Origin of the sequence: Gordonia tangerina (assembly GCF_021556435.1) — a bacterium.
Lineage (GTDB): Bacteria > Actinomycetota > Actinomycetes > Mycobacteriales > Mycobacteriaceae > Gordonia > Gordonia tangerina.
In genome coordinates, this window is sequence record NZ_JAKGCU010000021.1 from 69,526 (window position 1) to 92,580 (window position 23,055).

Genomic DNA, 23,055 nt, shown 5'->3' on the forward strand with positions numbered 1-23,055 from the left:
GGGCAGGGACGCCGGCGCCACCGAGCACCGCGGACATGGGTCATGTCAGGGGTTGGATGAGAGGAGGCCGCCGGTGATCGGGCGGATGGGGATCGACGATATCGCGCCTCTGGTGTCCGCCGGGCAAGTGCCGGCGAAAGCTGTTGTCGGTGAGCTGATCCCGATATCGACCACGGCGTGGCGGGAAGGTCACGACGCGATCGGGGTGACCGTGCATGTGGACGGTCCCGATCGACGCAGCCTGGACGTGCGGATGGAACCGGCGAGCGAACCCGATGTGTTCAACGCAGCCTTCGTCCCCGACGCCGTGGGCTACTGGGTGTTCCGGATCGAAGCGTGGAGTGACCCATATACGACGTGGCGGTCCGCGGTGCTCAAGAAGGTCGATGCCGGCCAGGGAGCCGGTGACCTCGCCAACGACCTCGAGGTCGGCGCACGGGTACTCACCGCCGCCCGTGATGTGGTACCGGTCGACGCCCTGGAGATCCTCGACGACGCCATCGACCAGTTGCGCGCCCGCCGCCGCCGGGTGGAGAACCGGATCAACCTCGCTGTCTCCGACGAGGTGGCGGACCTGCTGACGACCTATCCGGTCCGCGAACTGGTGACCAAATCGCGGTCTTACCGGGTGTGGGTCGATCGCCGGCGCGCACTGTTCGGATCGTGGTACGAGTTCTTCCCGCGGTCTACCGGCGGGTGGGACAACGAGGGCCACCCGGTGCACGGAACGTTCCTGACCGCCGTCGACGACCTGCCGCGCATCGCGGGGATGGGGTTCGACATCGTCTATCTGCCGCCGATCCATCCGATCGGCAAGGTCAACCGCAAAGGCCGCAACAACACGCTTGTCGCCGGTCCCGACGATGTCGGCTCACCGTGGGCGATCGGCTCCGACGAGGGTGGTCACGACGCCATCCATCCGGCGCTCGGTACCCGGGAGGATTTCGCGTACTTCATCGCCCGGGCCGCCGAACTCGGCCTGGAAGTTGCCATCGATCTGGCGCTGCAATGCGCACCGGACCATCCGTGGGCCCGCGAACATCCCGAGTGGTTCACCACCCAGCCCGACGGCACGATCGCGTTCGCGGAGAACCCGCCCAAGAAATATCAGGACATCTATCCGCTGAACTTCGACAACGACCGCAACGGCCTCTATCGGGCGGTGCTGACGATGGTGCTCGGCTGGGTCGACCTGGGTGTCAAGATCTTCCGCGTCGACAACCCGCACACCAAACCCCCGAACTTCTGGGAGTGGCTGATCACCGAGGTGAAGAAGCGCAACCCGGAGGTGCTGTTCCTGTCCGAGGCATTCACCCGACCGGCGCGCCTGTACGGACTCGCGCGCATCGGCTTCACGCAGTCCTACACCTACTTCACCTGGAAGACCGAGAAGTGGGAGCTCGAACAGTTCGGACGCGAGATCGCCGACCACGCCGATGAGGCACGACCCAATCTGTTCGTGAACACGCCCGACATCCTGCACGCCAGTCTGCAACACGGCGGCCCGGGCATGTTCGCGCTGCGGGCCGCGCTGGCCGCCACACTCGCACCGACCTGGGGTGTGTACAGCGGATACGAACTGTACGAACACGTTGCCGTCGCCGAGGGCAGCGAGGAGTATCTGCACTCGGAGAAGTACGAGCTCCGGCCGCGCGACCACAAGGCCGCGACGAGCCGAGGCGAGTCGTTGGAGCCGTGGATCACCAGCCTCAACGAGATCCGGCGGCGCCATCCCGCATTGCAGCAACTGCGTCACATCACCTTTCACCACATCGACAATTCCGCGCTCATCGCCTACTCGAAATTCGACCCGGTCAGCGGTGACCGGGTCATCGTGGTGATCAACCTCAACCCGTTCGGTACCGAGAGCTCGACCGTCTGGCTGGACATGCCCGCGCTGGGCTTCGAATGGCAGGACCGTTTCACCGTCGTCGACGAGGTCTCCGGTCAGGAGTTCCATTGGGGGCAGGCCAATTACGTGCAGCTGGAGCCATGGCATGCGGTGGCGCACATCCTCGCACTCCCGCCCCTGGACACCGCCGCGGCCCGACGACTCGCCTACCGGATGCAGTGAGGTTGATGTGACCACCACCGACAACGGCCCCCGCCCCGAACCCTCGGCGTCGGATCACGACCTACGCCGACTGTTCAGCTTGACCCATCCCGACCCGCACGCCTTCCTCGGCGCGCACGAGGCGTCGGGTGGATGGACCATTCTGCGGACGCTGCGTCCGGACGCCACGACCGTCGTCGCGGTGATCGGCGGGGTCGATCACCCGATGGCGCGCCAAAGCGACGACCTGTGGGTGGTCGCGGTGCCGTACTCGGATCTGATCGACTATCGACTTCGGGTGACCTACCCGAACGCCCGCGGCGGGAATGACGAGTACGTCGTCGCCGACGGCTACCGGTTCCTGCCGAGTATGGGCGAACTCGACATCCATCTGTTCTCCGAGGGTCGCCACGAGTCGCTGTGGGATGTCCTCGGCGCACGGATCGTCTCGTACACGACGCCCGACGGCGAGGTACGCGGAACCGCCTTCTCGGTGTGGGCGCCCAATGCGCACGGTGTCGCGGTGATCGGCGATTTCGACAACTGGACCGGCCGGCAGGCACCCATGCGGATGATCGGCAGCAGCGGTGTCTGGGAGGTCTTCATCCCCGATGTCGCCGCCGGTATGCGCTACAAGTTCCGCGTCCATGGCGCCGACGGCGTGATCCGCGACAAGGCCGATCCGATGGCCCGGCAGACACTGCCACCACCGTCGACGGTCTCGGTGGTCGGCGAATCGTCGTACACCTGGTCCGACGACGACTGGATCGCCCGTCGTGCGGCCACCGACGTCGCAGCCGAACCGATGAGCGTTTACGAGGTGCACATCGCGTCATGGCGTGCAGGTCTGTCCTACCGGGAACTCGCACACCAACTCGGCGACTATCTCGTCGAGAAGGGTTTCACCCACGTCGAGTTCCTGCCGGTCGCCGAGCATCCGTTCGGCGGATCGTGGGGGTATCAGGTCACCTCGTACTACGCACCGACCGCACGCTTCGGCTCTCCCGACGACCTGCGCTATCTGATCGATCACCTACATTCTCTGGGCATCGGTGTGATCGTCGACTGGGTACCGGCGCATTTCCCGAAAGACGATTGGGCGTTGGCCCGATTCGACGGGACCCCACTGTACGAAGACGGCGACCCCATGCGCGGCGAGCAGTTGGATTGGGGCACTTACGTCTTCAACTTCGGCCGACGCGAGGTCCGCAACTTCTTGGTCGCCAACGCGCTGTTCTGGTTCGACCAGTTCCACATCGACGGCCTGCGCGTGGATGCGGTGGCCTCGATGCTCTATCTCGACTACTCCCGGCCGGCCGGCCAGTGGCGACCCAACATCTACGGTGGGCGCGAGAACCTCGAGGCCGTCCAGTTCCTGCAGGAGACCAACGCGACGGTGCACAAGCACTTTCCCGGCGTGGTCACCGTTGCCGAGGAATCCACCGCGTGGCCGGGCGTGACCCAGATGACCAATCTCGGCGGCCTCGGGTTCACCTTCAAATGGAACATGGGGTGGATGCACGACACCCTCGGCTACCTCGGTCGCGACCAAATTCATCGCAGCTTCCACCACCACGAAATCACCTTCTCGCTGATGTACGCGTGGAGCGAAAACTTCGTGTTGCCGATCTCCCACGACGAGGTGGTGCACGGCAAGGGCACCCTGTGGAGCCGGATGCCCGGCGACTCGTTCACCAAGGCCAGCGGGGTCCGGGTGCTGCTGGCCTACATGTGGGCGCACCCCGGCAAGCAACTGCTGTTCATGGGCCAGGAGTTCGGTCAGACCGGTGAGTGGGCCGACAACCGCAGCCTCGACTGGTTCCAGATGGAGGGATGGGAAGGCGAACTCCACTCCGGCATCTCGGCATTGGTGGGCGATCTGAACCGGGTCTATCGCGCCAGCCCGGCTCTCTACAGCCAGGACACCACCCCTGACGGCTACGAGTGGATCGACGCCAACGACACCGCGAACAACGTGATCAGCTTCTTGCGGTTCGGCCGTGACGGCTCGGTGATGGCGTGTCTGTTCAACTTCTCCGGCAGCGAACGCGCCGACCACCGCGTCGGGCTACCCCGGTCGGGGACCTGGAACGAAGTCCTCAACACCGACTCGACCGACTACAGCGGGGCGGGCAAGGGCAACCTCGGCAGTGTCGTCGCCGATGGACCCGGCTGGCATGGGCGCGAGACGTCGGCGCAGGTGACGATCCCCGCCAACTCGGCCGTCTTCCTGGCGCCCGCAGAGGCTCGTCCCACCACCACTCCCTGACGAGGGCCACACCCGCGAACGCCCCGCAACCACCCCCGCCCACAGGAGGGCCGGGCCCGTCACCCCCGCCCCCTGATGACGGCCGGAGCCTGCGGAGGCCCGTCACGACATCGCAACCAAGCTTCCTCAGCTGCCAATCGACGGAAAACGCCGCCCAGTCAACGGAAAACGCCGCCCAGTCAACGAAAAGCGGCGCCCAGTCAACGAGAAACGGCGCCCAGTCGACGGATAAGGATCAGTAGAGCGCGGTGGCCAGCTTCCGGCGCGCCGAGACGACGAATGGCTCCGCCGGGTCGAAGAGCTCGAACAGCTCCAGCAACCGGGTACGCGCGCGAGTGCGGTCGTCGCCGGCGGTGACCTTCACGACCGCGATGATCCGGTCGAAGGCGGCCTCGGGCTGCTGGGCGAGCAACAGTACGTCGGCCGCCGCCAGCTGAGCGTCGACGTCGGCGGGCGCGGCGGTATCGACGATGGCCGGGTCATGGGCCTGCGCGCGCAGCACGAACTCGAGGTTGCGTGCGGCCGATGCCGCCTCCACGTTCTGCGGCTCGGCTTCGGCGATCGCCCGATAGTCGTCGAGTGCACCGGCGAAGTCGCCCGCGTTGAGCTTCTCCTCGGCGGCGACCATGCGCGGATCGTCGGCTTCCGGCTCGGCGTCGACTGGGGCGGCGCCGGGCAGCACATCACCGAGTTGGGAGAGGATCTCCCCCACCCACTGGGAGATCTCGGCCTCCGAACGGACGCCGTTGAACGCCGCGACCGGCTGCCCCTGCGCGATCGCCACCACCATCGGGATGGACTGGGCACGGAACGCCTGCGCGATCCGGGGATTGGCGTCGACGTCGACCTTGGCCAGCACCCAGCTTCCCTGCGCCTGCCCGGCCAGCTTCTCCAGCACCGGCGACAGTTGTTTGCAGGGTTCGCACCACTCCGCCCACAGGTCCACCAGCACGAGCTGCTGCTGTGATCGCGCAAGCACCTCGGTCTCGAACGTTGCCTCGGTGATGTCGAGGACTGCCCCGCCATGCGCAGCTCCCGAGGCCGGTGCACCGTCGTCGGTCGGCGGTGCCGGGCGTGGGGTCTGGTTGGGGCGCTGCGCCTGCTGTCGCTGCGCGTCGGCACGTTCCTTGAGGGCGGTCAGGTCGACCGCTCCCGACATGGCGACGGCCGCCGCCTGCTGTCGGGCGGCTGCGGCCGCCTGCTGCCGATTCGTTGGTCGAGTCACCCCTCTAGTGTGTCATGCCGCGATCGCGGGGAGCTTCCGCGGCGGCCGGTGCACGGACCACGCCCGCCGCGGCCGCAGCAAAGGCGAGGGCACCCACCGCGACGAGCAGGCCGATGCCGAGACTGGTACGGCTGCTGATGAACCCGACCACCGCCGGACCGGCGAGCATTCCCAGGTAACCGCATCCGACCACCAGGGAGATGGCGCGTCCGCTCGATTCGGTCGTCAGGTTGCCCGCAGCGGTGAAGATCTGCGGGATGAGCCCGGCCAGGCCGATACCGAACACACTCCATCCGGCGATCGCCCATCCCACTGACGGCGCGAGAACAGCCATCCCCATGCCGACGAGGCCGATCAGGGCACCGACGCGCACCACCACCATCGGTCCGACCGCCGCCGCGATGGGATCGATCCCGAATCGCGCGACGGTCATCGCTGCGCTGAACGCACCGAAGGCCACCGCGCCGAGCGATTCGGCAGTACCGAACGTGTCGACCACGTGCAGGGCGCTCCAGTCGTAAGCGGTGCCCTCGGCAAGCATGAGCGCGAATGCCACCGCCGCCAGCAGGACCAGTCGCCGACGATCGATCCCGCGCCACCAGCGGCCAGACGATTCGGCCGGCCGTGACCCCGACGGTGTCCGCATCGAGGCATCCACCGTGACCAACAGGTGTGCACTGGTGATCGCGGCGACGGCGAACCCGACGATCGTGGCCGCACCGACCGTGGCAATGACACCGACATCACGCCAGAGGGTGAGTGCCACCACGCCCGAGCCGATGAGGCTGCCGATGGAGAAGAATCCGTGAAACGACGACATGATGGGCCGGTCGTACCGCCGCTCGACGGCCACTGCCTGTGCGTTCATCGAGACGTCGAGAGCACCGTTGGCGAAACCGAACCCGGCCAGCGCCAGGGCCAGGGTCGCCAGGTCGTGCGCGGCCACCGGGCCAAGGATCACCGCCGACAGCACGGCTGCGGCGACTGTTGTAGTTGGTTTCGATCCCCATCGATCGATGATCGGTCCGCACACCTGCATGCCGACGAACGCGCAGCCCCCGAGCAACAGCAACAAGGCGCCGAGCTGATCCTCCGACACCCCGGTCCGATTCACGATCACCGGGATGTGGGCGACCCACATCGCTGCCAGAAAACCGTTGAGGGCAAAGACCGCGGACGCCGCGGTGCGCGCTCGGCGGTCACGAGTCGTCGTGTCGGCGCGAGTGGACCTCATGGCGCCATCGTGTCAGTCCGGCTGCCGGGTCAGTCCAGCAGCCGGTCGACGCGGGCGACCTTGCCGGCGAGTTCGTCCGTGTGGCCCGGACGGATGTCGGCTTTGAGGACAAGGCCGACGCGCGGCGCCTGGGCCGCGACGGCGTCGGTGGCACGTTTGACCACCGCCATCACCTCATCCCACTCGCCCTCGAGATAGGTGAACATCGCGGTGGTCTGATGGGGCAACCCCGATTCGCGCACCACGGCCACGGCCGCAGCAACCGCAGCGCTCATCCCGCCGTCCGAGTCGACGGCATCGCCCCCGGAGGGGCTGAGGCTGAAGGCGACGATCATCGCGCCACCACTCCTCAGGCGGCCACGCGCTGCGGCGTGGTGTCCGCCGACAACTCGGCCAGATGACCATTGCGCTGCGCCCACCACTCGAACACCAGGGTGCCGAAGGGCGGGATCGAGGACACCAGCGCCCATGCCGTGACCTTCAGACCCCACCGCAGCTGCACTGCGGTGATCAGTGAGACCACCACGAACACGACGAAGACGATGCCGTGAACCATCCCCGGGATCGCCACCGCCTCCTCGTGGCCGAGAACCCACTTGAAGAACATGGCGATCAACAGGGCCAGCCACGTGATGGCCTCGAGGACGGCGACCAGTCGGAAGCGCTTGGCCGGAGTGGTGAGATCAAAGAATTGCGACATGTGTCCCATTGTGCCGAATCGGACAGAAAACTACGACGATGTGTAGTAGAAATCTCGCCAGAGACCGTCGGGGCTCAACTCTTGGGCACCCGCACGATCAAGGCATCGCCCTGGCCACCGGCCCCGCAGAGCGCGGCCGCACCGACGCCGCCGCCGCGTCGCTGCAGTTCCAGCGCCAGGTGCAGGGTGATGCGGGCACCGGACGTCCCGATCGGATGCCCGACCGCGATGGCCCCGCCGTTGACGTTGACAATCTCCGGGTCGACGCCGAGCTGCTTGGTGGAGGCGAGTCCGACCGCCGCGAAAGCCTCGTTGATCTCGATGAGATCGAGATCAGCGGGCGTGATACCCGCCCGTGCGCACGCCTTCTCGATCGCGTTGGCGGGCTGGGCCTGCAAGGTCGAGTCCGGTCCGGCGACCACGCCGTGCGAACCGATCTCGGCGAGCCAGGCCACCCCCAGTTCGGTGGCCTTCGCCTTGCTCATCACGATGACTGCGGCCGCACCGTCGGAGATCTGCGACGAGTTGCCCGCGGTGATGGAGCCGTCCTTACGGAAGGCCGGTCGCAGCCCGGCCAGCGAGTCGGCGGTGGTGTCGGCGCGCACACCCTCGTCCTCGGCGAACGAGATCGGGTCACCCTTGCGCTGCGGAATGCTGACCGGAACCACCTCGTCGGCGAAGACACCGTTCTTCCACCCGATCGCCGCACGCTGGTGGCTGCGCGCCGCAAATTCGTCCTGCTCGGCCCGGGTGAACCCGTCGGTGTCGTTGCCCTGTTCGGTCAACGCACCCATCGGCTGATCGGTGAACGCGTCCCACAGGCCGTCGTAGGCCATGTGATCGACGAGTTCGGTGTTGCCGTACTTGAAACCATCGCGGCTACCGGGCAACAGGTGCGGGGCCTGCGTCATCGACTCCTGACCACCGGCGACCACGCAGTCGAACTCGCCGGCCCGGATCAGCTGGTCGGCCAATGCGATCGCGTCGATGCCCGATAGACACATCTTGTTGATGGTCAATGTGGGCACATCCCACCCGATGCCCGCCTTGACCGCGGTCTGGCGGGCGGGCATCTGGCCGGCTCCGGCGGTGAGGACCTGACCCATGATCACGTACTCCACGGCCGAGGCGGGCACTCCCGAACGCTCCAGCGCGCCCTCGATGGCCACGGCGCCGAGATCGACGGCACTGAAACCCTTGAGTGAGCCCTGCAGTCGACCGAAGGGCGTCCGCGCCCCGGCGACGATGACCGTCGAGAACTGATCGGTGGACGTGGACATATGAGGACCTCCAACATCGGCCGAGCAGGCAGACCGAGCGCCCGCTCTGTGAGCTTCTACCCTCAACGCTACCGTTAGGACATGAGCACCTCAGCAACAGACCCCGCAGCCTCGGCGACCGCCGTCATCGCCGACCTCGTCACCGCCATCGACCATGTCGGGATCGCGGTCCCCGATCTCGACGCAGCCAAGAAGTGGTACCTCGACCATCTCGGCTTCGCGACGCTGCACGAGGAGACCAACAGCGAACAGGGCGTCATCGAGGCGATGGTCGGCCCGCAGTCGGCCAGTTCCACTGGCGGCGCGGTGATCCAGCTGCTCGCCCCACTCAACGACGAATCGACCATCGCGAAGTTCCTCGACCGCAACGGACCGGGACTGCAGCAGCTCGCGGTGCGGGTCACCGACGTCGATGCCGTCACCGAGCGTCTCACCGCAGCTGGCGTGCGAGTGCTCTACCCGCAGCCGCGTCGTGGCACCGCGGACTCGCGGATCAACTTCGTGCACCCGAAGGACGCCGGCGGGGTACTGCTGGAATTAGTCGAGCCTGCGACCGGTGCCGCAGCGCACTGAACTGCCTGTGCACTGATCGCCGCAGCTCACCGATTCCTGAGGTCGCGGCGGTTCGCCTCTGAGTTAGACTGTGCCGCATGTCAGCTCCGGCACCGCGAAACCTCCCGTTCGCAGTCGTCATGCGTGGTTTCGACCGTGAGCAGGTGACCGAACATCTGCAACGGGTTGATGCCGAGTTGCGGGTGCTCGCGGCCGATCGCGACGCCGCCACCGCGAACGCGCACGAACTCGTCGCGCACCTCGAGGAAGCCCGCGACGAGATCGAGGAGTTGCGCCGTGAGGTCGACAAGCTGTCGGTCCCGCCGACCACTGCGCAGGGGATGAGCGAGCGTCTCGGTCGCATGCTGCAGCTGGCGTCCGACGAGGCCTCCGAGATCCGCGCGGACGCCGCCGCCGAGGCGGCCGAGCTCACCTCGATCGCCCGGCAGGAGGCGGCAATGGCCCGCGACGATGCCGAGGCCGACGCCACACGCATCCGCGAGGAGGCGCAGGAGACGGCTCGCAAGACCATCGCCAAGGCCGACGAGCACGCCCGCAAGGTCCGCGAGGACGCCGACGCGTTGGCGGAACGGTCTGCGGAAGAGGCGGACGAAGCCGCGCGACTCATCGCCGAACGGACCGCGGCGATGGAAGCCGAACACAAGGAAACGATGACCGCCGCCCGCGACGAGGCGCGGCGGATAGTCACCAAGGCCAAGGGCGAGGCGGCCGAACTCGAGCTACAGAGCACCCGCGCGCGCCAGTCCGAGCGCGAGCGCCATGATGCCGAACTCGCCGCGCAGCGCGACCGGGCCCGCCATGAGGCGCAGCGGATGAAGGACACCGCGCAGGAGATCGCCATCGAGCGACTGGCGCGATCCCGGGAACTCGCCGCTCAGGCCGACCAGGCGCGGAAACAGATCGCCGAGCAACTGAGCCGGGTCCGTGATGAGGTGGCCAAGCTGCCGGTGCAGTTGTCCGAACGGCATCAAGACCTCGCCGACCTCACCGAGACCGACGACGCGGAGCTACTCAACCGCGCACTGTCCGCGCAGTCGCAGATCAAGCGTTCGGGCGCCAATGGAACAGGTGCGTCGTCGAGCGCATCCCCGGTCGGAGCCGGCGGCGAGGCGTCAGCACGCTGACCCTGCACTGATCGCGGACGGGCGACGCTCTTCGAAACGGCTGCGCAGAGCGGCTGCCGGAGTCAGAACAGTCGGAACTCGGTGCTCTCGGCACCACGCAGTTCGTCGTAGTCCAGAACCAGGCACCGAATTCCGCGATCCTCGGCAAGGGTGCGGGCCTGCGGTTTGATCTGCTGCGCGGCGAACACCCCGGAGACCGGGGCCAGAATCGGATCCCGGTTGAGCAACTCCAGGTAGCGGGTGAGTTGCTCGACGCCGTCGATCTCCCCCCTCCGCTTGATCTCGACCGCCACCGTCGCCCCTTCCGCATCCCGGCACAACAGATCCACCGGGCCGATCGCGGTCATGTATTCGCGACGGATCAGTGTGTGTCCGGTGCCCAGCGTGTCGACATGTTCGGCCAACAGTTCTTGCAGATGCGCCTCGACCCCATCCTTCACCAGGCCTGGATCCACCCCGAACTCGTGGGCCGAGTCGTGTTCGATCGAGGCGATGGTGATGCGGAGCTCTTCGCCGGTCTTGTTGGTGACCACCCAGTAAGCCTCGGCGTCGACCCCGTCGGGCACCGGGGCCTCGGTCATCCAGCACGGCGGGCTCATCCAGTTCAGCGGCTTGTAGGCACGGTCGTCGGCGTGCACGCTGACCGACCCGTCGGACTTGATCAGCAGCAACCTCTTCGCCATCGGCAGGTGTGCGGTCAAACGGCCGACATAGTCCACTTGGCATTCCGCGATAACCAGACGCACGGGGGTCAGCTTAACGGGGACCGCCCGCGCCACCGGTCACGCCCCGCCGAACATCTCGCCGCGGCCGTAGCGACGTTTGAGTTGAAATGCCTCGGCATCACTCACCGCATCCTCCATCGTGGCGTGCACGTGCGGCAAGGTCGGGTCAAATCCTCGAAGCGCTTCGGGCGCAATGAGATCAGGGACGCTGTGATCGTGCCGGTGACGTTCCACACTGGCCCGCAGCACCCCGTCGGGGTCGACGACCATCGCCTTCTGTGCGCGCTCGGTGAGCCGATGCTTGAAAGACAACACCATGGTTCGTGCCACGGCATCGATGATCCCGATGCGCGAGATGTCGATGACCACGACGTCATAGTGGTCGGAGTCGGTTTCGAGGCGCCGCATCGCCGACTCCGCTCCGGAGAAGGTCAGGTCGCCCTGCAGTTCGTAGACCCGCACGCGATCCCGGCACGTCCGCAGATAGCCGCGCTCGCGTTCGCTCCAGTCCGCGCCGACCTCGAACTCCCCGATGTCATAGGTGGCGCGCATGGTCACCCGGCTCTCCCGCGTCACGTTGAACATGTGTAACCCCAGATCGGTGGACAGATGCCGACAGGTGTCGATTCCCCGGACGCTGTTGCCGTGCGCATCCAGACGCGGTGAGTACACCCCGATCCCCAGCTGCCCGGGCAGAATGGCCAGGATTCCGCCGCCCACGCCGCTTTTGGCCGGCAGCCCCACCGACGACACCCAGTCCCCCGCGCCGTCGTACATTCCACAGGTGGTCATCACCGAGAGCACCCGCTGCGCCACCTCCGGAGACACGATCTGACGACCGGTGCGCGGATTGACTCCACCCGTGGCGAGCGTGCAGCCGATCACCGCGAGGTCGTCGGTGGTCACCCGCAGCGAACACTGCCGCAGGTAGAGATCGAGCGCCGCCTCCGGATCGGCGTCGAGAACCCCGAAGCTGTCGAGCATGTAGGCGATCGCCCGGTTGCGGGCACCGGTACGCCTCTCGGACCGATAGACCGCGTCGTCGATGTGCAGTCGCCGACCCGCGCATGCCGAATAGAACGACACGAGGTCGTCGAAGACGGCGTCGACAGTCCGGACCTCGGGGGATTCGCTGTCCATGGTTGCGGAGTCGGCGTCGCGGACCTGCGGCAACAACAGCGACGCGGACATGATCGCACCCGCGTTGATCATCGGGTTCTTCGGTCTGCGAGCACCGTCCACGCTGATCTCGTTGAACGCCTCCCCCGAGGGCTCCACGCCGATCTTGGCGTCGACCTCCCGCGGACCGAGCCGCGTGAGCACCAGCGCGTAGGTCAACGCCTTCGAAATCGACTGGATGGTGAACTGCTCGGCACTGTCGCCGTGGGAGTAGAGATGCCCGTCGTGCATACACAGCGACAACCCGTAACCATCCGGGTCCACCCGCGTGAGTTCGGGAATGTAGTCGGCGACCGCGCCCGCCCGATCGGTGGCGCACAGAGTCATGATGTGGCGGAGATATCCGTCGACAGGGGTGCTCACCCACCGAATGTAGCGAGCCGACGCGCCCCGGCCCGAGTTACCCGACGCGCAGAACGCGCCGGGTGGCGTCCGGTCAGCCGACGGACGCGTCGGGGCCGTGGTCGACCCGAGCCGAGACACCAGCCACGAAGCGATAGGGGTTGGCCGCGAGCAATCCACCGAGATGCTTTCGCAGCCGGGACATCTCAGCCCGCACCGTGATCGTGCGATCGTCGACGCCGAACAGGTGCCGCGACATCTGCGCTGCGCTGCAGCCGTCGGGATGGTGCGCGAGGAGCGCCAGGATCTCCGCGTGCCGGGGCGACGGTGTGATCGTCCATTGCCCGCTGCTACCGGTCACCGTCACCGACGGTGACCGGCGATCACGCCAGTCGAGGTGCAGCACCGTCTCCGACGCCACGGAGTCCACCGCCGCGACCCGCACCAGCCAGCCACCGGGCAACGGATCGAGGTCGCATTCGCCCAGGCTCCGCACCCAGACCCGGCCGGGTTCGGCATGGCGGGGCAGACTCAGCCGGCTGCACGGTGTGACGGCGTCCACCGCCGCCACCCATCCATCGTTGTCCACCGCCAGCGCAGGACTGTTCAGGCGCGAAAGCATCGGCGCCGCGACGGACCGGAGCTGATCGAGCGAGCGACGGTGGTGGTCACGCAGGTGCGCCTCGGCGAGCTTGGCGACCACGTCGACCAGGGCGACGGTGGTCGGGTGGATGGTGGCTGCCGGCCCGCTCACGTCGACGACGCCGATCAGATCACCGGTCCGCGGATCCCGGATCGGCGCCCCGGCGCACGTCCACGAATGGTGGGTGCGCACGAAGTGTTCCGCGGAGAAGACCTGCACGGCGTGGCCGGACATCAGTGCGGTGCCGATGGCGTTGGTGCCGACCGCATTCTCTCCCCAGTTCGCACCCTCGACGAACCCGAGTCTGTCCGCCCGGTGCATCACTCGCGGCGCCCCGCTGCGCCAGAGCACGCGCCCGTGCGCATCCGCGACGACGAGGATGTTGTCGCCATCGGCGATCACCGAGTCGAGCCCGGCGGTGAGGTCGTCGAGCACGGGCGCCAACCCGGAGTCGAGTCGGCGGGCCTCGAGGTCGGCGACGTCGAGACCGGCCCCGGCGGCTCCGACATCGGGATCAACCCCGGCGTGCAGTACGCGATCCCACGACTCGCCGATCACCGATCGCGGCCGAGCGGGCATCTTCTCACCGGCCATCGCGGCGTCGTACACCGCACAGAGCAGCTGTGCGTAGTGCCGCGGGTCGTCGGCCGCGGACACCGCGGGCTCGATTCCGGCGTGCGCATCAATTGTCGACACACCTCGATTGTGCTCCGGATCACAGCCGCGCCGCAAAATTCGATCGGGGTTGCAGAGGGTTGCAGCCGCTCGACCCTGGGTCGCAACCCGATGCAACCCTTTCGCAACAACCTAGGCGCACGGTGTGCTGTGGATCACACAGAGCAACGTCAACCCGAGGAGAAACCATGACCCAGACCTTGGAGCCACCGGTCACCGGGACCGTGAACGACCCACAACAACGCGTCGACATCTGGCTCACCGAATTCGAGGCCGCCCTCGTCGCCCGCGACGTGGCCCGCGCGACCGGCCTGTTCGCCACCGACAGCTTCTGGCGCGACCTGGTGGCGTTCACCTGGAATCTCAAGACCGTCGAAGGTCGCGAACAGATCGGCGACATGCTGAACGCGCGTCTCGACGACACCGCTCCGCACGCGTTCCGGACGAGCGAACCCCCAACCGCCGACGACACAGGCGTGGTCACCGCCTTCATCGAGTTCGAGACCGCAACCGGGCGCGGCGTCGGGCACCTGCGCATCAAGCCCGACGACGAGCAGGGCACGGATCTCGGGTGGACGCTGCTCACGACGTTGCAGGAACTCAAGGGACACGCGGAACCGGCCGGTCCGACCCGCGTGATGGGTGCCGTACACGGCTCCGACCCCGACCGCCGATCCTGGGCACAGAAACGCGACGATGAAGAGGCTGCGCTGGGCCGGACCGTCCAGCCGTATGTTCTCGTGATCGGCGGTGGGCAGGGCGGTATCGCGTTGGGGGCGCGCCTGCGTCAGCTCGGCGTGCCCTCGATCGTGGTCGATCGACACGACCGCCCCGGCGATCAGTGGCGTCAGCGGTACAAGTCGCTGTGCCTGCACGACCCGGTGTGGTACGACCACCTGCCCTATCTCCCGTTTCCCGACAACTGGCCGGTGTTCGCACCCAAGGACAAGATCGGCGACTGGCTGGAGTTCTACACCAAGGTGATGGAGGTGCCGTACTGGAGCAAGACCACCTGCACCTCGGCGTCCTACGACGAAGATGCCGGGCAGTGGACCGTCGAGATCGACCGCAACGGCGAGCCGATGACGCTGCATCCCACCCAGTTGGTGCTCGCGACCGGCATGTCGGGCAAGGCCCACGTGCCGACGATCGCCGGGCAGGACGTCTTCGCCGGCGACCAGCACCACTCGAGCCAACATCCGGGTCCGGACGGTTACGCGGGCCGCAAGGTGGTGGTGATCGGGTCCAACAACTCCGCTCACGACATCTGCAAAGCCCTGGTGGAGAACGGGATCGACACGACCATGGTGCAACGGTCGTCGACCCACATCGTGCGGTCGGATTCGCTGATGGAGATCGGCCTCGGCGCCCTCTACAGCGAGGAGGCGGTGGCGTCGGGGATGACCACCAAGAAGGCCGATCTGACCTTCGCGTCCCTGCCATACCGAATCATGCACGAATTCCAGATTCCGCTCTACGATCAGATCCGCGAGCGCGACAAGGACTTCTACGATCGTCTCGAGGCCGCCGGGTTCGATCTCGATTTCGGCGACGACGACTCCGGGCTGTTCATGAAGTACCTGCGTCGAGGGTCCGGTTACTATATCGACGTCGGCGCGTGTGAGCTGATCGCCGATGGCTCGATCACGCTCGAACACGGCGAGATCGACCACCTCACCGAGCGCAGCGTGATCCTCGCCGACGGCACCGAACTCCCGGCCGACGTGGTGGTCTACGCGACCGGGTACGGCTCGATGAACGGCTGGGCGGCCGACCTGATGGGCCAGGACGTGGCCGACCGCGTCGGCAAGGTGTGGGGCCTGGGGTCTGACACCACCAAGGATCCCGGCCCGTGGGAGGGCGAGCAGCGCAACATGTGGAAGCCGACACAGCAGCCGGGCCTCTGGTTCCACGGCGGCAATCTGCATCAGTCACGCCATTACTCGCTGTACCTTGCCCTGCAGCTCAAGGCCCGCTACGAGGGCATCCCGACGCCGGTGTACGGCCTGCAGGAGGTCCACCACCTCAGCTGATCACGACCGACCGGGAGATCATCGCGCCACCGCGCCGGGTCCGCCACGAGCGGGTCCGGCGCGGTTGCATCGTCAGGCCTCCATCACCTTCTCGGTCGGCAGGTCGTAGACCGGGCACTCGGCAACCCCGATCGTTTCGCGGGTGATGGCCTCGACCTGTCGCTGGGTGGCCTCGGCGTCGGTTACCCAATTGCGGTAGAAGTCGAAGGGGCACTCGGCAACCCCCTTGTCGCCATCGCCACCGGCGAGTACACCCGTGTAGCCACGGTGGAGCAACTTGAACAAGTGGTTCTGCGACTGATCGTGGCGGCGGGCGTCACGGATCGTGGACAACGACAACTGCGCGTACTGCACCCCGTACTCCTCCTCGCCGCATTCGCCGAGGGTGCGGCCATCGAAGCCGATGATCGAGCTGTGCCCGAAATAGGAATACACACCGTCCCACCCGGTGGCGTTCGCGACGGCGACGTAACAGTTGTTGGCCCAGGCCATCGCCTTGGCCATCAGGACCTGCTGGTCCTTGGCCGGATACATGTAGCCCTGCGGCCGGACGACGAGTTCGGCGCCCTTCATCGCGCAGTCCCGCCAGATCTCCGGATAATTGCCGTCGTCGCAGATGATCAACGAGATCTTGAGACCCTTGGGCCCGTCGGTGACATAGGTTTGGCTGCCCGGATACCACCCCTCGATCGGCGTCCATGGCAAAATCTTCCGATACTTCTGCACGATCTCGCCTTCGTCGTTGATGAGCACGAGCGTGTTGTATGGCGGCTTGTTCGGATGGTCTTCGTGCCTCTCCCCGGTGATCGAGAAGACACCCCAGGTCCCGGCCTCCCGGCAGGCGGTGGAGAAGATGTCGGTTTCGTCGCCGGGAACCGTGGCGGCGGTGGCGTACATCTCGTCGTTGTCGTACATGATGCCCTGCGTCGAATACTCCGGGAACACAACCAGATCCATGCCGGGTAACCCGGACTTCATGCCGCGCACCATCTCCGCGATCGCTTTGGCATTGTCGAGGACCTGCTCGCGGGTGTGCAACCGGGGCATCTTGTAGTTCACCACCGCGACGCCGACGGTGTCCGGGCTCGATGAGATGTCGCCGTGACGCATAACAACTCCTTGTTGTGGTTGATCGTGAACTGATGTCGTCGTAGCGGAAATTACTTTCAAACGGAAGCTTGTCCGCGCTCGACACATAACCGGTCCGGTGTTGCCACAAAGTTTCCACGCCATGGAGATCACATGAAGCGCGCGCACGGTGGGCGCACGGGCCGCAGATGATCTACTTTCAAACGGAAGCGAAGGAGGAAGACCATGTCGGGACATGCCGCGGTGAAGTTCTCCGACCTCGACACCACGAACGGATTCCGCCTCGGTGACCTGCGCTCCCCGGCCTACCTCGCCGCCTCGCTGCGAGGGTCGATCATCGGACAGGACACCGCGGTCGACGCGGTCGTGCGCGCCGTGACCATTGCCGCGGCGGGCTTGCATGATCCGCACCGGCCGATCGCGTCACTGCTCCTCGTGGGTCCGACCGGGGTGGGCAAGACCGAGCTGGCCCGACAGGTCGCACACCACATCCGCGGGGATGCCGACAACCTGTGCCGGGTCGACATGAACTCATTGGCGCAGGAGCACTACGCCGCATCACTGTCGGGCGCCCCACCCGGCTATGCCGGTTCCAAGGAACAGTTCACGCTGTTCGATCGGGACAAGGTCGAGGGCAGTCTCTCGCGTCCGGGAGTGGTGCTCTTCGACGAGGTCGAGAAAGCACACCCCACCGTGCTGCGGTCGCTGCTGCAGATCCTCGACACCGGCACCCTGCGTCTGGCTTCCGGGACCACGACCATCGACTTCCGTAATGCGATCGTGCTGTTGACATCGAACCTCGGCTCCCGCGAGGTGCACGACATGCGACGCCCGTGGCGCGAGCAACCGGCTCGACTGCTGACCCGCAACGCGCTCGACGGCGTCTTCGGCCGACGCCGGGACGAAACCCGCGTCGTGCTGGATTCGGTGCGGGCGTTCTTCGACCCGGAGTTGTTCAACCGCTTCGACGAGGTCATCACGTTCACGTCGATCGACGGCGGCGTCGCGCATCGAATCGTCGATCTGGAGGTCGACCGCCTGGTCCGCTCCCTGGCCACCCGCAATGTGCAATGTCAGGTCAGCACGGCCGCACGCGAACGGCTCGCCGAGGTCGGATTCGACCCCCGGTACGGCGCGCGAGCGCTTCATCGGGTCCTGCGACACGAGCTCTGTGCGCCGATCGCGACGCTGATGGTCCGGCCCGACCGAGACCCCGCGCGACCCGTGCGCATCATCGTGGATCGCGACGGGGACAACCTGTCGTTCTTGGATACGACCGAGGAGAGCATCGATGCCCGCTGACCCGAATCCCGACCCGATGCTGCTGCAACTGCTGCGCGCGGTCGCGCTCCTCGAGGACCAGATGGCACCGGTGTTCGATGAGCTCGGCGTCACCGCCGAACAGTGGCGGATTCTGGTGATCCTCGCCGGGGCAGAGGGCGACGGACACACGATGACCGAACTGTCCCGTCTGGCCGTGTTGCCGCCGGCCACGACCACGCGCGCAATCGACAAACTGATCTCGCTCGCCCTCGTCTACCGCCGCGTCGACCCCGCGGATCGACGGCGCGTGATGGTGTTCCTGAGTCCGCACGGCTCCGGTGCGCTCGCCGCGGTCGACGATCGCCAACGGCAGATCGAGCGCGACTTGGCGACGTCAGTCGGCTCTCGCCGGTATCTCGCACTCGGGGACGGCCTGGCCCACTTGACCCGGTGAGCAGCACCCGGCATTCACTGCGATCGCTTCCGAAGGACGACACCCGACAGACGCAAATGTCGCGCAACGACCTGATCTGTGCGAAACCCGCTGGAAACGCGTCTGGCGCACACTGGAATCGGTCTCCACAGCACACGAGGACTCACACTGATGCACCTGGGCATGGTCATTCCGCAGAGCGGTCCCTCGGGGATCTTCGGGCCGTCCTGCGCGGCGAGCGCGCAACTGGCCGTGGAGGAGATCAACCAGCGCGGCGGAATCCTCGGTCGCGAGGTCACCGTGACGACGATCGACGGTGGCGCACCGGTCGAGCAGGTCGCCGCCGCCGTCAGTACACACCTCGGCCCGAGTTGTGGATCGATCCCCCGATTCGATGCCGTGATCGGCTGGCACACGTCAGCTGTAAGACGCCGGTTGGTCCGTGTCCTGCGCGGCGAGATCCCGTACGTCTACACGGCGGTGTACGAGGGCGGCGAAGGTGCGCGGGGCACGTTCATGACCGGCGAGGTGCCCGACGCGGCCCTGCTGCCCGCATTTGAGTGGCTGTCCCAGCAGCTCGGTGCGCGCCGATGGGTGGTTGTGGGCAGCGATTACATCTGGCCGCGTGCCACGGCAGCGACGGTTACCGCGCACCTCCATGCCGACTCCTCGCCGACGCAGGTGCAATCCCAGATCTTCTGCCCACTCGGCACCTCCGAGTTCGGCGATGTTCTCGACCATATCGAGGCGTCCGGTGCGACGGCAGTTCTCGTGCTGCTCCTGGGCGAGGACGCGGTGCAGTTCAACCGTGCGTTCGGCGCCCGCGGGCTCGACGGACGCTGTGTACGGCTCTCATCGCTCATGGACGAGAACATGCTGTTGGGTTCCGGCGACGGCGGTACGCGAAATCTCTACTCGGTGTCGGGGTACTTCGAGTCGCTCGCGACCCCGTACAGTCTCGACTTCGAACACCGTTACGTGCGGCGCTTCGGGGTGGCCGCACCGCCGCTGACCTCACCGGGCGAGTCGTGCTTCGAGGGCGTGACGTTGCTCGACGAACTGATCCGTCGGGCCGGGTCCACGCATCCGCGGGCGATCGAGCGGGCCGCAGGCGAATCGCCGGTGTATACGAGTCCTCGCGGCGAAGTGCGATTCTCGGCACGGCATCTGCGTCAGGCGATGTACGTCGCGCAGGCCGATGGCCTCGAGTTCGACATCCTGGCCCAGGTCGGCGACCCATCAACGGCCGCCTGACCTCGCTCTGGCGGCCATCGCGACGGTTTCATCATCGCGCTCCATGCATCCCGCAGCGGTGAATGTGTCCCACAGCGCTGCGTGGCACAGTGGTCGCATCGTAGGATTTCACGGGCCCACGATCGGAGTACACGATGAAGTTGCTCGTCGCCTACCTGGCCACACCCGGCGGGGAGGACGCAGTCGCCTTCGGCGCATGCCTTGCCCGGACCTTCGGCGCCTCACTGGACATCGCGGTCGTCATACCTCCGGACCCGCCCGAGACCATCACGAGCGCGGCAGGGTTCGCCGAGGCGCTGGACGAAGCGGCCAGACAGTGGGTCGCCGGCGCCGCAGACCTGGTGCCCGGCGATGTCGTCGCAGAAACGCATGTCGTGGTCGACGAGCATGTCGCCCACGGCCTGATCACCGAGATCGAACGGGTCGGCGCCACGATGCTGGTGGTCGGTGCGTCCGGGGGCGGCATCACCGGGCGCCATTCGCTCGGTTCGGTTGTCAACGACCTCTTGCATTCATCACCGGTTCCCGTCGCGCTCGCGCCCCGAGGCTTCAGCCACACCGGGGCAGAGCGAATTCGCGAGATCACCACCGCGATCGGCAGTCGCCCCGGCGCCGAGATCCTCCTCGACACCGCCCTCGCCCTCAGTGCTCGCGGCGACCTCCCATTACGCCTGCTGTCGCTTGTTTCCCGCGACGACATCACCGGCCGCACCACTGACGACGAGGCGGTTGCCCGTGCCGTGGATCTCGCCAACACTTCGTTGGAGACGGCCCACAAGCGGCTGTCCGATCAGACACCGATCGCGTCCACCCTCGCTCAGGGACGCAACATCGAGGAGGCGGTCAGCAGTGTCGAGTGGCACGACGGAGACATGATCATGGTCGGTTCGAGCAGACTCGCGGCACCGGGCAGGCTGTTCTTGGGTGCCACAGCCGCCAAGATGCTGAGTGTCCTAGCGGTTCCCTTACTGGTGGTGCCCGGACCCGACCGCGAGTGACCGACTCGCGTCGACGCGGTGAGCGCCGTCGCAGCGTTCAGAGCAACGAGGGAACCGCCGCGCTGATCGCGACCTCCAGCAGCGTCGGTCCCGAACGGGCCCGTGCTGCGGCGACCTCAGTGGCCACCTCCGCCGGAGTCGATGCCCGCACACCATGGCACCCGTATGCCGTGGCCAGTGCCACGAAATCGATACCGGGTATGTCGAGACCGGGCACGCCGGGAGTGTCCTCCAGATCCGCGAAGGCTTTGAGGATCGCGTACTCGCCGTTGCGTGGCACCACGAACAGGATGTCCAAGCCGTGTTGCGCGGCGGTCCAGATCGACTGCACCGAATATTGGAAGGAGCCGTCACCGATGATGGCGACCACCGGTCGCCGCCGCCCGCTGTCAGTCTCCGCGAGCGCGATCCCGACACTGGCGGGCAAGTTCCAGCCCAACCCGCCACTGGCAAAAGTATAGAAGGCGTCCGGTTCGGTGATCGGCCACTCCGCGTGCAGGTCGGCCAGGTTCGACGGTGACTCCTCCACCAACACGGTGTCCGCCTCGCACGCACTGCGCAACGTCGCGAACAGTTGCCGCGCACTCATCACCTCGTCCGCGGCCGCCGCGACCGCCGGCGGGTGCGGCGCCATCCGATGCTCCTGCGGGGTCAACGGCTCCAGCTCACGCCGGTCCCGCCGCAGTGCCCCGACCAACATCTCGATCGCGACACCTGCACTCGAGACCAGGCTGTCGCCGACGGGCGCCCGCGCCGCCTCGGCAGGGTCGTCGGTGATGTGCAGCAGACGCAGGCCGTCGGGCAGGTAAGGGCCGGGCACGTACGGGTAATACCGGAACACCGGCGCCCCGATGATCACCGCGAGGTCGTGCCCGCGCAAACGCTCCGCGAGTGGACCCGTTGCAAACGGCAGCCCACCCATGTACAGCGGATGGTCCTCGGGAAACGGGGCACGCTCCGATGCCGGCGCGGCCCACACCGGGGCCCCGACCCTCTCCGCGAGCTCCACCGCGACATCCCATGCCCGATCCCGGGCGACCGCTGCGCCGAAGATCAACACCGGACGCTCCGAGTCGTCGACGGCGGTGGCGAACTCCTGCAGTCGAACCGGATCGGCGGCAACGCCGGTGGCAACCGTACGCATACCAGCGCCCCCGATCGCCGGCTTCTCCCAATCGTCGAGCGGCAGCGAAAGAAACACCGGCCCTGCCGGCGGCTGGACCGCTGTGGCATAGGCCCGCATGAACGCAGCCGGAACGTCCTCGGCGCGCACCGGTTGGTAGGCCCACTTGACCCACGGCCGCGGCAACATCTCCGGCTCAACATTGGTCAGCCACGGCTCGAGCAGCAGCATCTCTCGAGTCTGCTGACCCGCCGTCACAATCAACGGCGTCCGATTCATCGACGCCGAAATCAGGTTGCCCATCGCATTGCCCAAACCCGCCGCGGTGTGCACATTCACCAGGGCGGGATGAGCGGTGCCCTGGCTGTAGCCGTCCGCGATCGCCATGACCGAGGCCTCCTGGAGCGCCAGGACAAACCGGAAATCGGACGGGAAGTTCTTCAGGAAGGTCTCTTCGGTGGAACCCGGGTTGCCGAAAACAGTGGTCAAGCCGAGTTCACGCAGCAGTTGATTGGGTGACGTCCCGGACGGTCGGCACGGCTTACCTCGTCTCGACGAAGGCGAACTTCGGAGTGCTCCTGATTTCAACGCTAAGCCATCACGGCTGCAGGTGTCGTCGAACCGCACAGAACGGTCAGAATCGCGGCCACCACGTGCCTGCAGACTGTGGGTATGCCGAAGGCCCCCAACGGTGTTGGGGGCCTTCGGTGAAGGTTAGTTCGGCGGTGTCCTACTCTCCCACACTGGTTAGGGTGCAGTACCATTGGCGCTGGAGGGCTTAGCTTCCGGGTTCGGAATGGGACCGGGCGTTTCCCCTCCGCTATGGCCGCCGAAACATTG

General features: G+C 66.7%; 19 protein-coding genes and 1 rRNA gene. 9 read left to right on the plus strand and 11 right to left on the minus strand.

What is annotated here, in order from left to right:
- The first annotated feature begins 73 nt into the window (after nt 1-73).
- Together L1892_RS18905 and glgB are read left to right on the plus strand one after the other, a co-directional pair.
- The gene (locus L1892_RS18905) at nt 74-2,074 is read left to right on the plus strand and encodes a maltotransferase domain-containing protein (protein WP_235725184.1); all 2,001 of its coding nucleotides are present in this window, start codon (nt 74-76) and stop codon (nt 2,072-2,074) included.
- Nucleotides 1,998-4,322 carry a 1,4-alpha-glucan branching protein GlgB gene (glgB, locus tag L1892_RS18910; protein WP_372475245.1) on the plus strand — a complete coding sequence of 775 codons (2,325 nt, stop codon included), beginning with the start codon at nt 1,998-2,000 and terminating at the stop codon, nt 4,320-4,322. The genes L1892_RS18905 and glgB overlap by 77 nt, the downstream gene beginning before the upstream one ends.
- A 235-nt stretch (nt 4,323-4,557) precedes the next feature.
- Here glgB and L1892_RS18915 read toward each other — a convergent pair whose 3' ends face one another.
- The 5 genes from L1892_RS18915 to L1892_RS18935 all read right to left on the minus strand — a co-directional run bounded on the left by L1892_RS18915 (nt 4,558) and on the right by L1892_RS18935 (nt 8,761).
- Nucleotides 4,558-5,481 carry a tetratricopeptide repeat protein gene (locus L1892_RS18915; protein WP_235725209.1) on the minus strand — a complete coding sequence of 308 codons (924 nt, stop codon included), beginning with the start codon at nt 5,479-5,481 and terminating at the stop codon, nt 4,558-4,560.
- Between the two features lie 70 nt (nt 5,482-5,551).
- Complete coding sequence (locus tag L1892_RS18920; RefSeq protein WP_235725186.1) at nt 5,552-6,781, minus strand: MFS transporter; 1,230 nt, start codon at nt 6,779-6,781, stop codon at nt 5,552-5,554.
- A 29-nt stretch (nt 6,782-6,810) separates the two neighbouring features.
- A complete protein-coding gene (locus tag L1892_RS18925; protein ID WP_235725187.1) occupies nt 6,811-7,116 on the minus strand; it encodes a thiamine-binding protein in 306 nt (101 codons plus the stop codon).
- A 14-nt stretch (nt 7,117-7,130) separates the two neighbouring features.
- Nucleotides 7,131-7,490: a DUF3817 domain-containing protein gene (locus tag L1892_RS18930; protein ID WP_235725188.1), complete on the minus strand. Its 360-nt coding sequence runs from the start codon at nt 7,488-7,490 to the stop codon at nt 7,131-7,133.
- 65 nt (nt 7,491-7,555) lie between these two features.
- On the minus strand, nt 7,556-8,761 hold the full coding sequence (locus L1892_RS18935) for an acetyl-CoA C-acetyltransferase (protein ID WP_235725189.1): 1,206 nt from the start codon (nt 8,759-8,761) through the stop codon (nt 7,556-7,558).
- Between the two features lie 81 nt (nt 8,762-8,842).
- Between L1892_RS18935 and mce the strand changes: the two genes are divergently transcribed.
- Nucleotides 8,843-9,334, plus strand: coding sequence for a methylmalonyl-CoA epimerase (mce, locus tag L1892_RS18940; protein WP_235725190.1), 492 nt, complete (start codon nt 8,843-8,845; stop codon nt 9,332-9,334).
- Between the two features lie 77 nt (nt 9,335-9,411).
- Nucleotides 9,412-10,458, plus strand: coding sequence for a coiled-coil domain-containing protein (locus L1892_RS18945; protein WP_235725191.1), 1,047 nt, complete (start codon nt 9,412-9,414; stop codon nt 10,456-10,458).
- 62 nt (nt 10,459-10,520) lie between these two features.
- Here the strand turns inward: L1892_RS18945 and nucS are convergent, their stop codons facing one another.
- From nucS to L1892_RS18960, 3 genes are all read right to left on the minus strand, one after another.
- On the minus strand, nt 10,521-11,204 hold the full coding sequence (nucS, locus tag L1892_RS18950) for an endonuclease NucS (protein ID WP_235725192.1): 684 nt from the start codon (nt 11,202-11,204) through the stop codon (nt 10,521-10,523).
- A gap of 36 nt (nt 11,205-11,240) precedes the next feature.
- Nucleotides 11,241-12,725 (minus strand): glutaminase A, encoded by a 1,485-nt coding sequence (gene glsA, locus L1892_RS18955; protein ID WP_235725193.1) that lies wholly within the window; start codon nt 12,723-12,725, stop codon nt 11,241-11,243.
- 73 nt (nt 12,726-12,798) lie between these two features.
- Entirely contained in the window at nt 12,799-14,043 is a 1,245-nt protein-coding gene (locus L1892_RS18960) for a helix-turn-helix domain-containing protein (RefSeq protein WP_235725194.1), read from the minus strand.
- 167 nt (nt 14,044-14,210) lie between these two features.
- Here L1892_RS18960 and L1892_RS18965 point away from each other — a divergent pair, with 167 nt between their 5' ends.
- A complete protein-coding gene (locus tag L1892_RS18965; RefSeq protein WP_235725195.1) occupies nt 14,211-16,055 on the plus strand; it encodes a flavin-containing monooxygenase in 1,845 nt (614 codons plus the stop codon).
- Between the two features lie 72 nt (nt 16,056-16,127).
- Here the strand turns inward: L1892_RS18965 and L1892_RS18970 are convergent, their stop codons facing one another.
- On the minus strand, nt 16,128-17,165 hold the full coding sequence (locus L1892_RS18970; protein ID WP_235725196.1) for an aliphatic amidase: 1,038 nt from the start codon (nt 17,163-17,165) through the stop codon (nt 16,128-16,130).
- A gap of 204 nt (nt 17,166-17,369) precedes the next feature.
- On the opposite strand from L1892_RS18970, the gene L1892_RS18975 reads away from it, so the two are divergent.
- From L1892_RS18975 to L1892_RS18990, 4 genes are all read left to right on the plus strand, one after another.
- The gene (locus L1892_RS18975; RefSeq protein ID WP_235725197.1) at nt 17,370-18,446 is read left to right on the plus strand and encodes an AAA family ATPase; all 1,077 of its coding nucleotides are present in this window, start codon (nt 17,370-17,372) and stop codon (nt 18,444-18,446) included.
- The gene (locus L1892_RS18980; RefSeq protein ID WP_235725198.1) at nt 18,436-18,861 is read left to right on the plus strand and encodes a MarR family winged helix-turn-helix transcriptional regulator; all 426 of its coding nucleotides are present in this window, start codon (nt 18,436-18,438) and stop codon (nt 18,859-18,861) included. Before L1892_RS18975 ends, L1892_RS18980 begins: the two co-directional genes overlap by 11 nt.
- A gap of 150 nt (nt 18,862-19,011) precedes the next feature.
- Entirely contained in the window at nt 19,012-20,094 is a 1,083-nt protein-coding gene (locus L1892_RS18985) for a substrate-binding domain-containing protein (protein ID WP_235725199.1), read from the plus strand.
- A 134-nt stretch (nt 20,095-20,228) separates the two neighbouring features.
- Complete coding sequence (locus L1892_RS18990) at nt 20,229-21,092, plus strand: universal stress protein (protein WP_235725200.1); 864 nt, start codon at nt 20,229-20,231, stop codon at nt 21,090-21,092.
- A 37-nt stretch (nt 21,093-21,129) separates the two neighbouring features.
- Here the strand turns inward: L1892_RS18990 and mdlC are convergent, their stop codons facing one another.
- Nucleotides 21,130-22,704 (minus strand): benzoylformate decarboxylase, encoded by a 1,575-nt coding sequence (gene mdlC / locus L1892_RS18995; RefSeq protein ID WP_235725201.1) that lies wholly within the window; start codon nt 22,702-22,704, stop codon nt 21,130-21,132.
- A gap of 228 nt (nt 22,705-22,932) precedes the next feature.
- Nucleotides 22,933-23,049: ribosomal RNA gene (gene rrf, locus L1892_RS19000) — 5S ribosomal RNA — on the minus strand.
- Nucleotides 23,050-23,055: the final 6 nt, after the last annotated feature.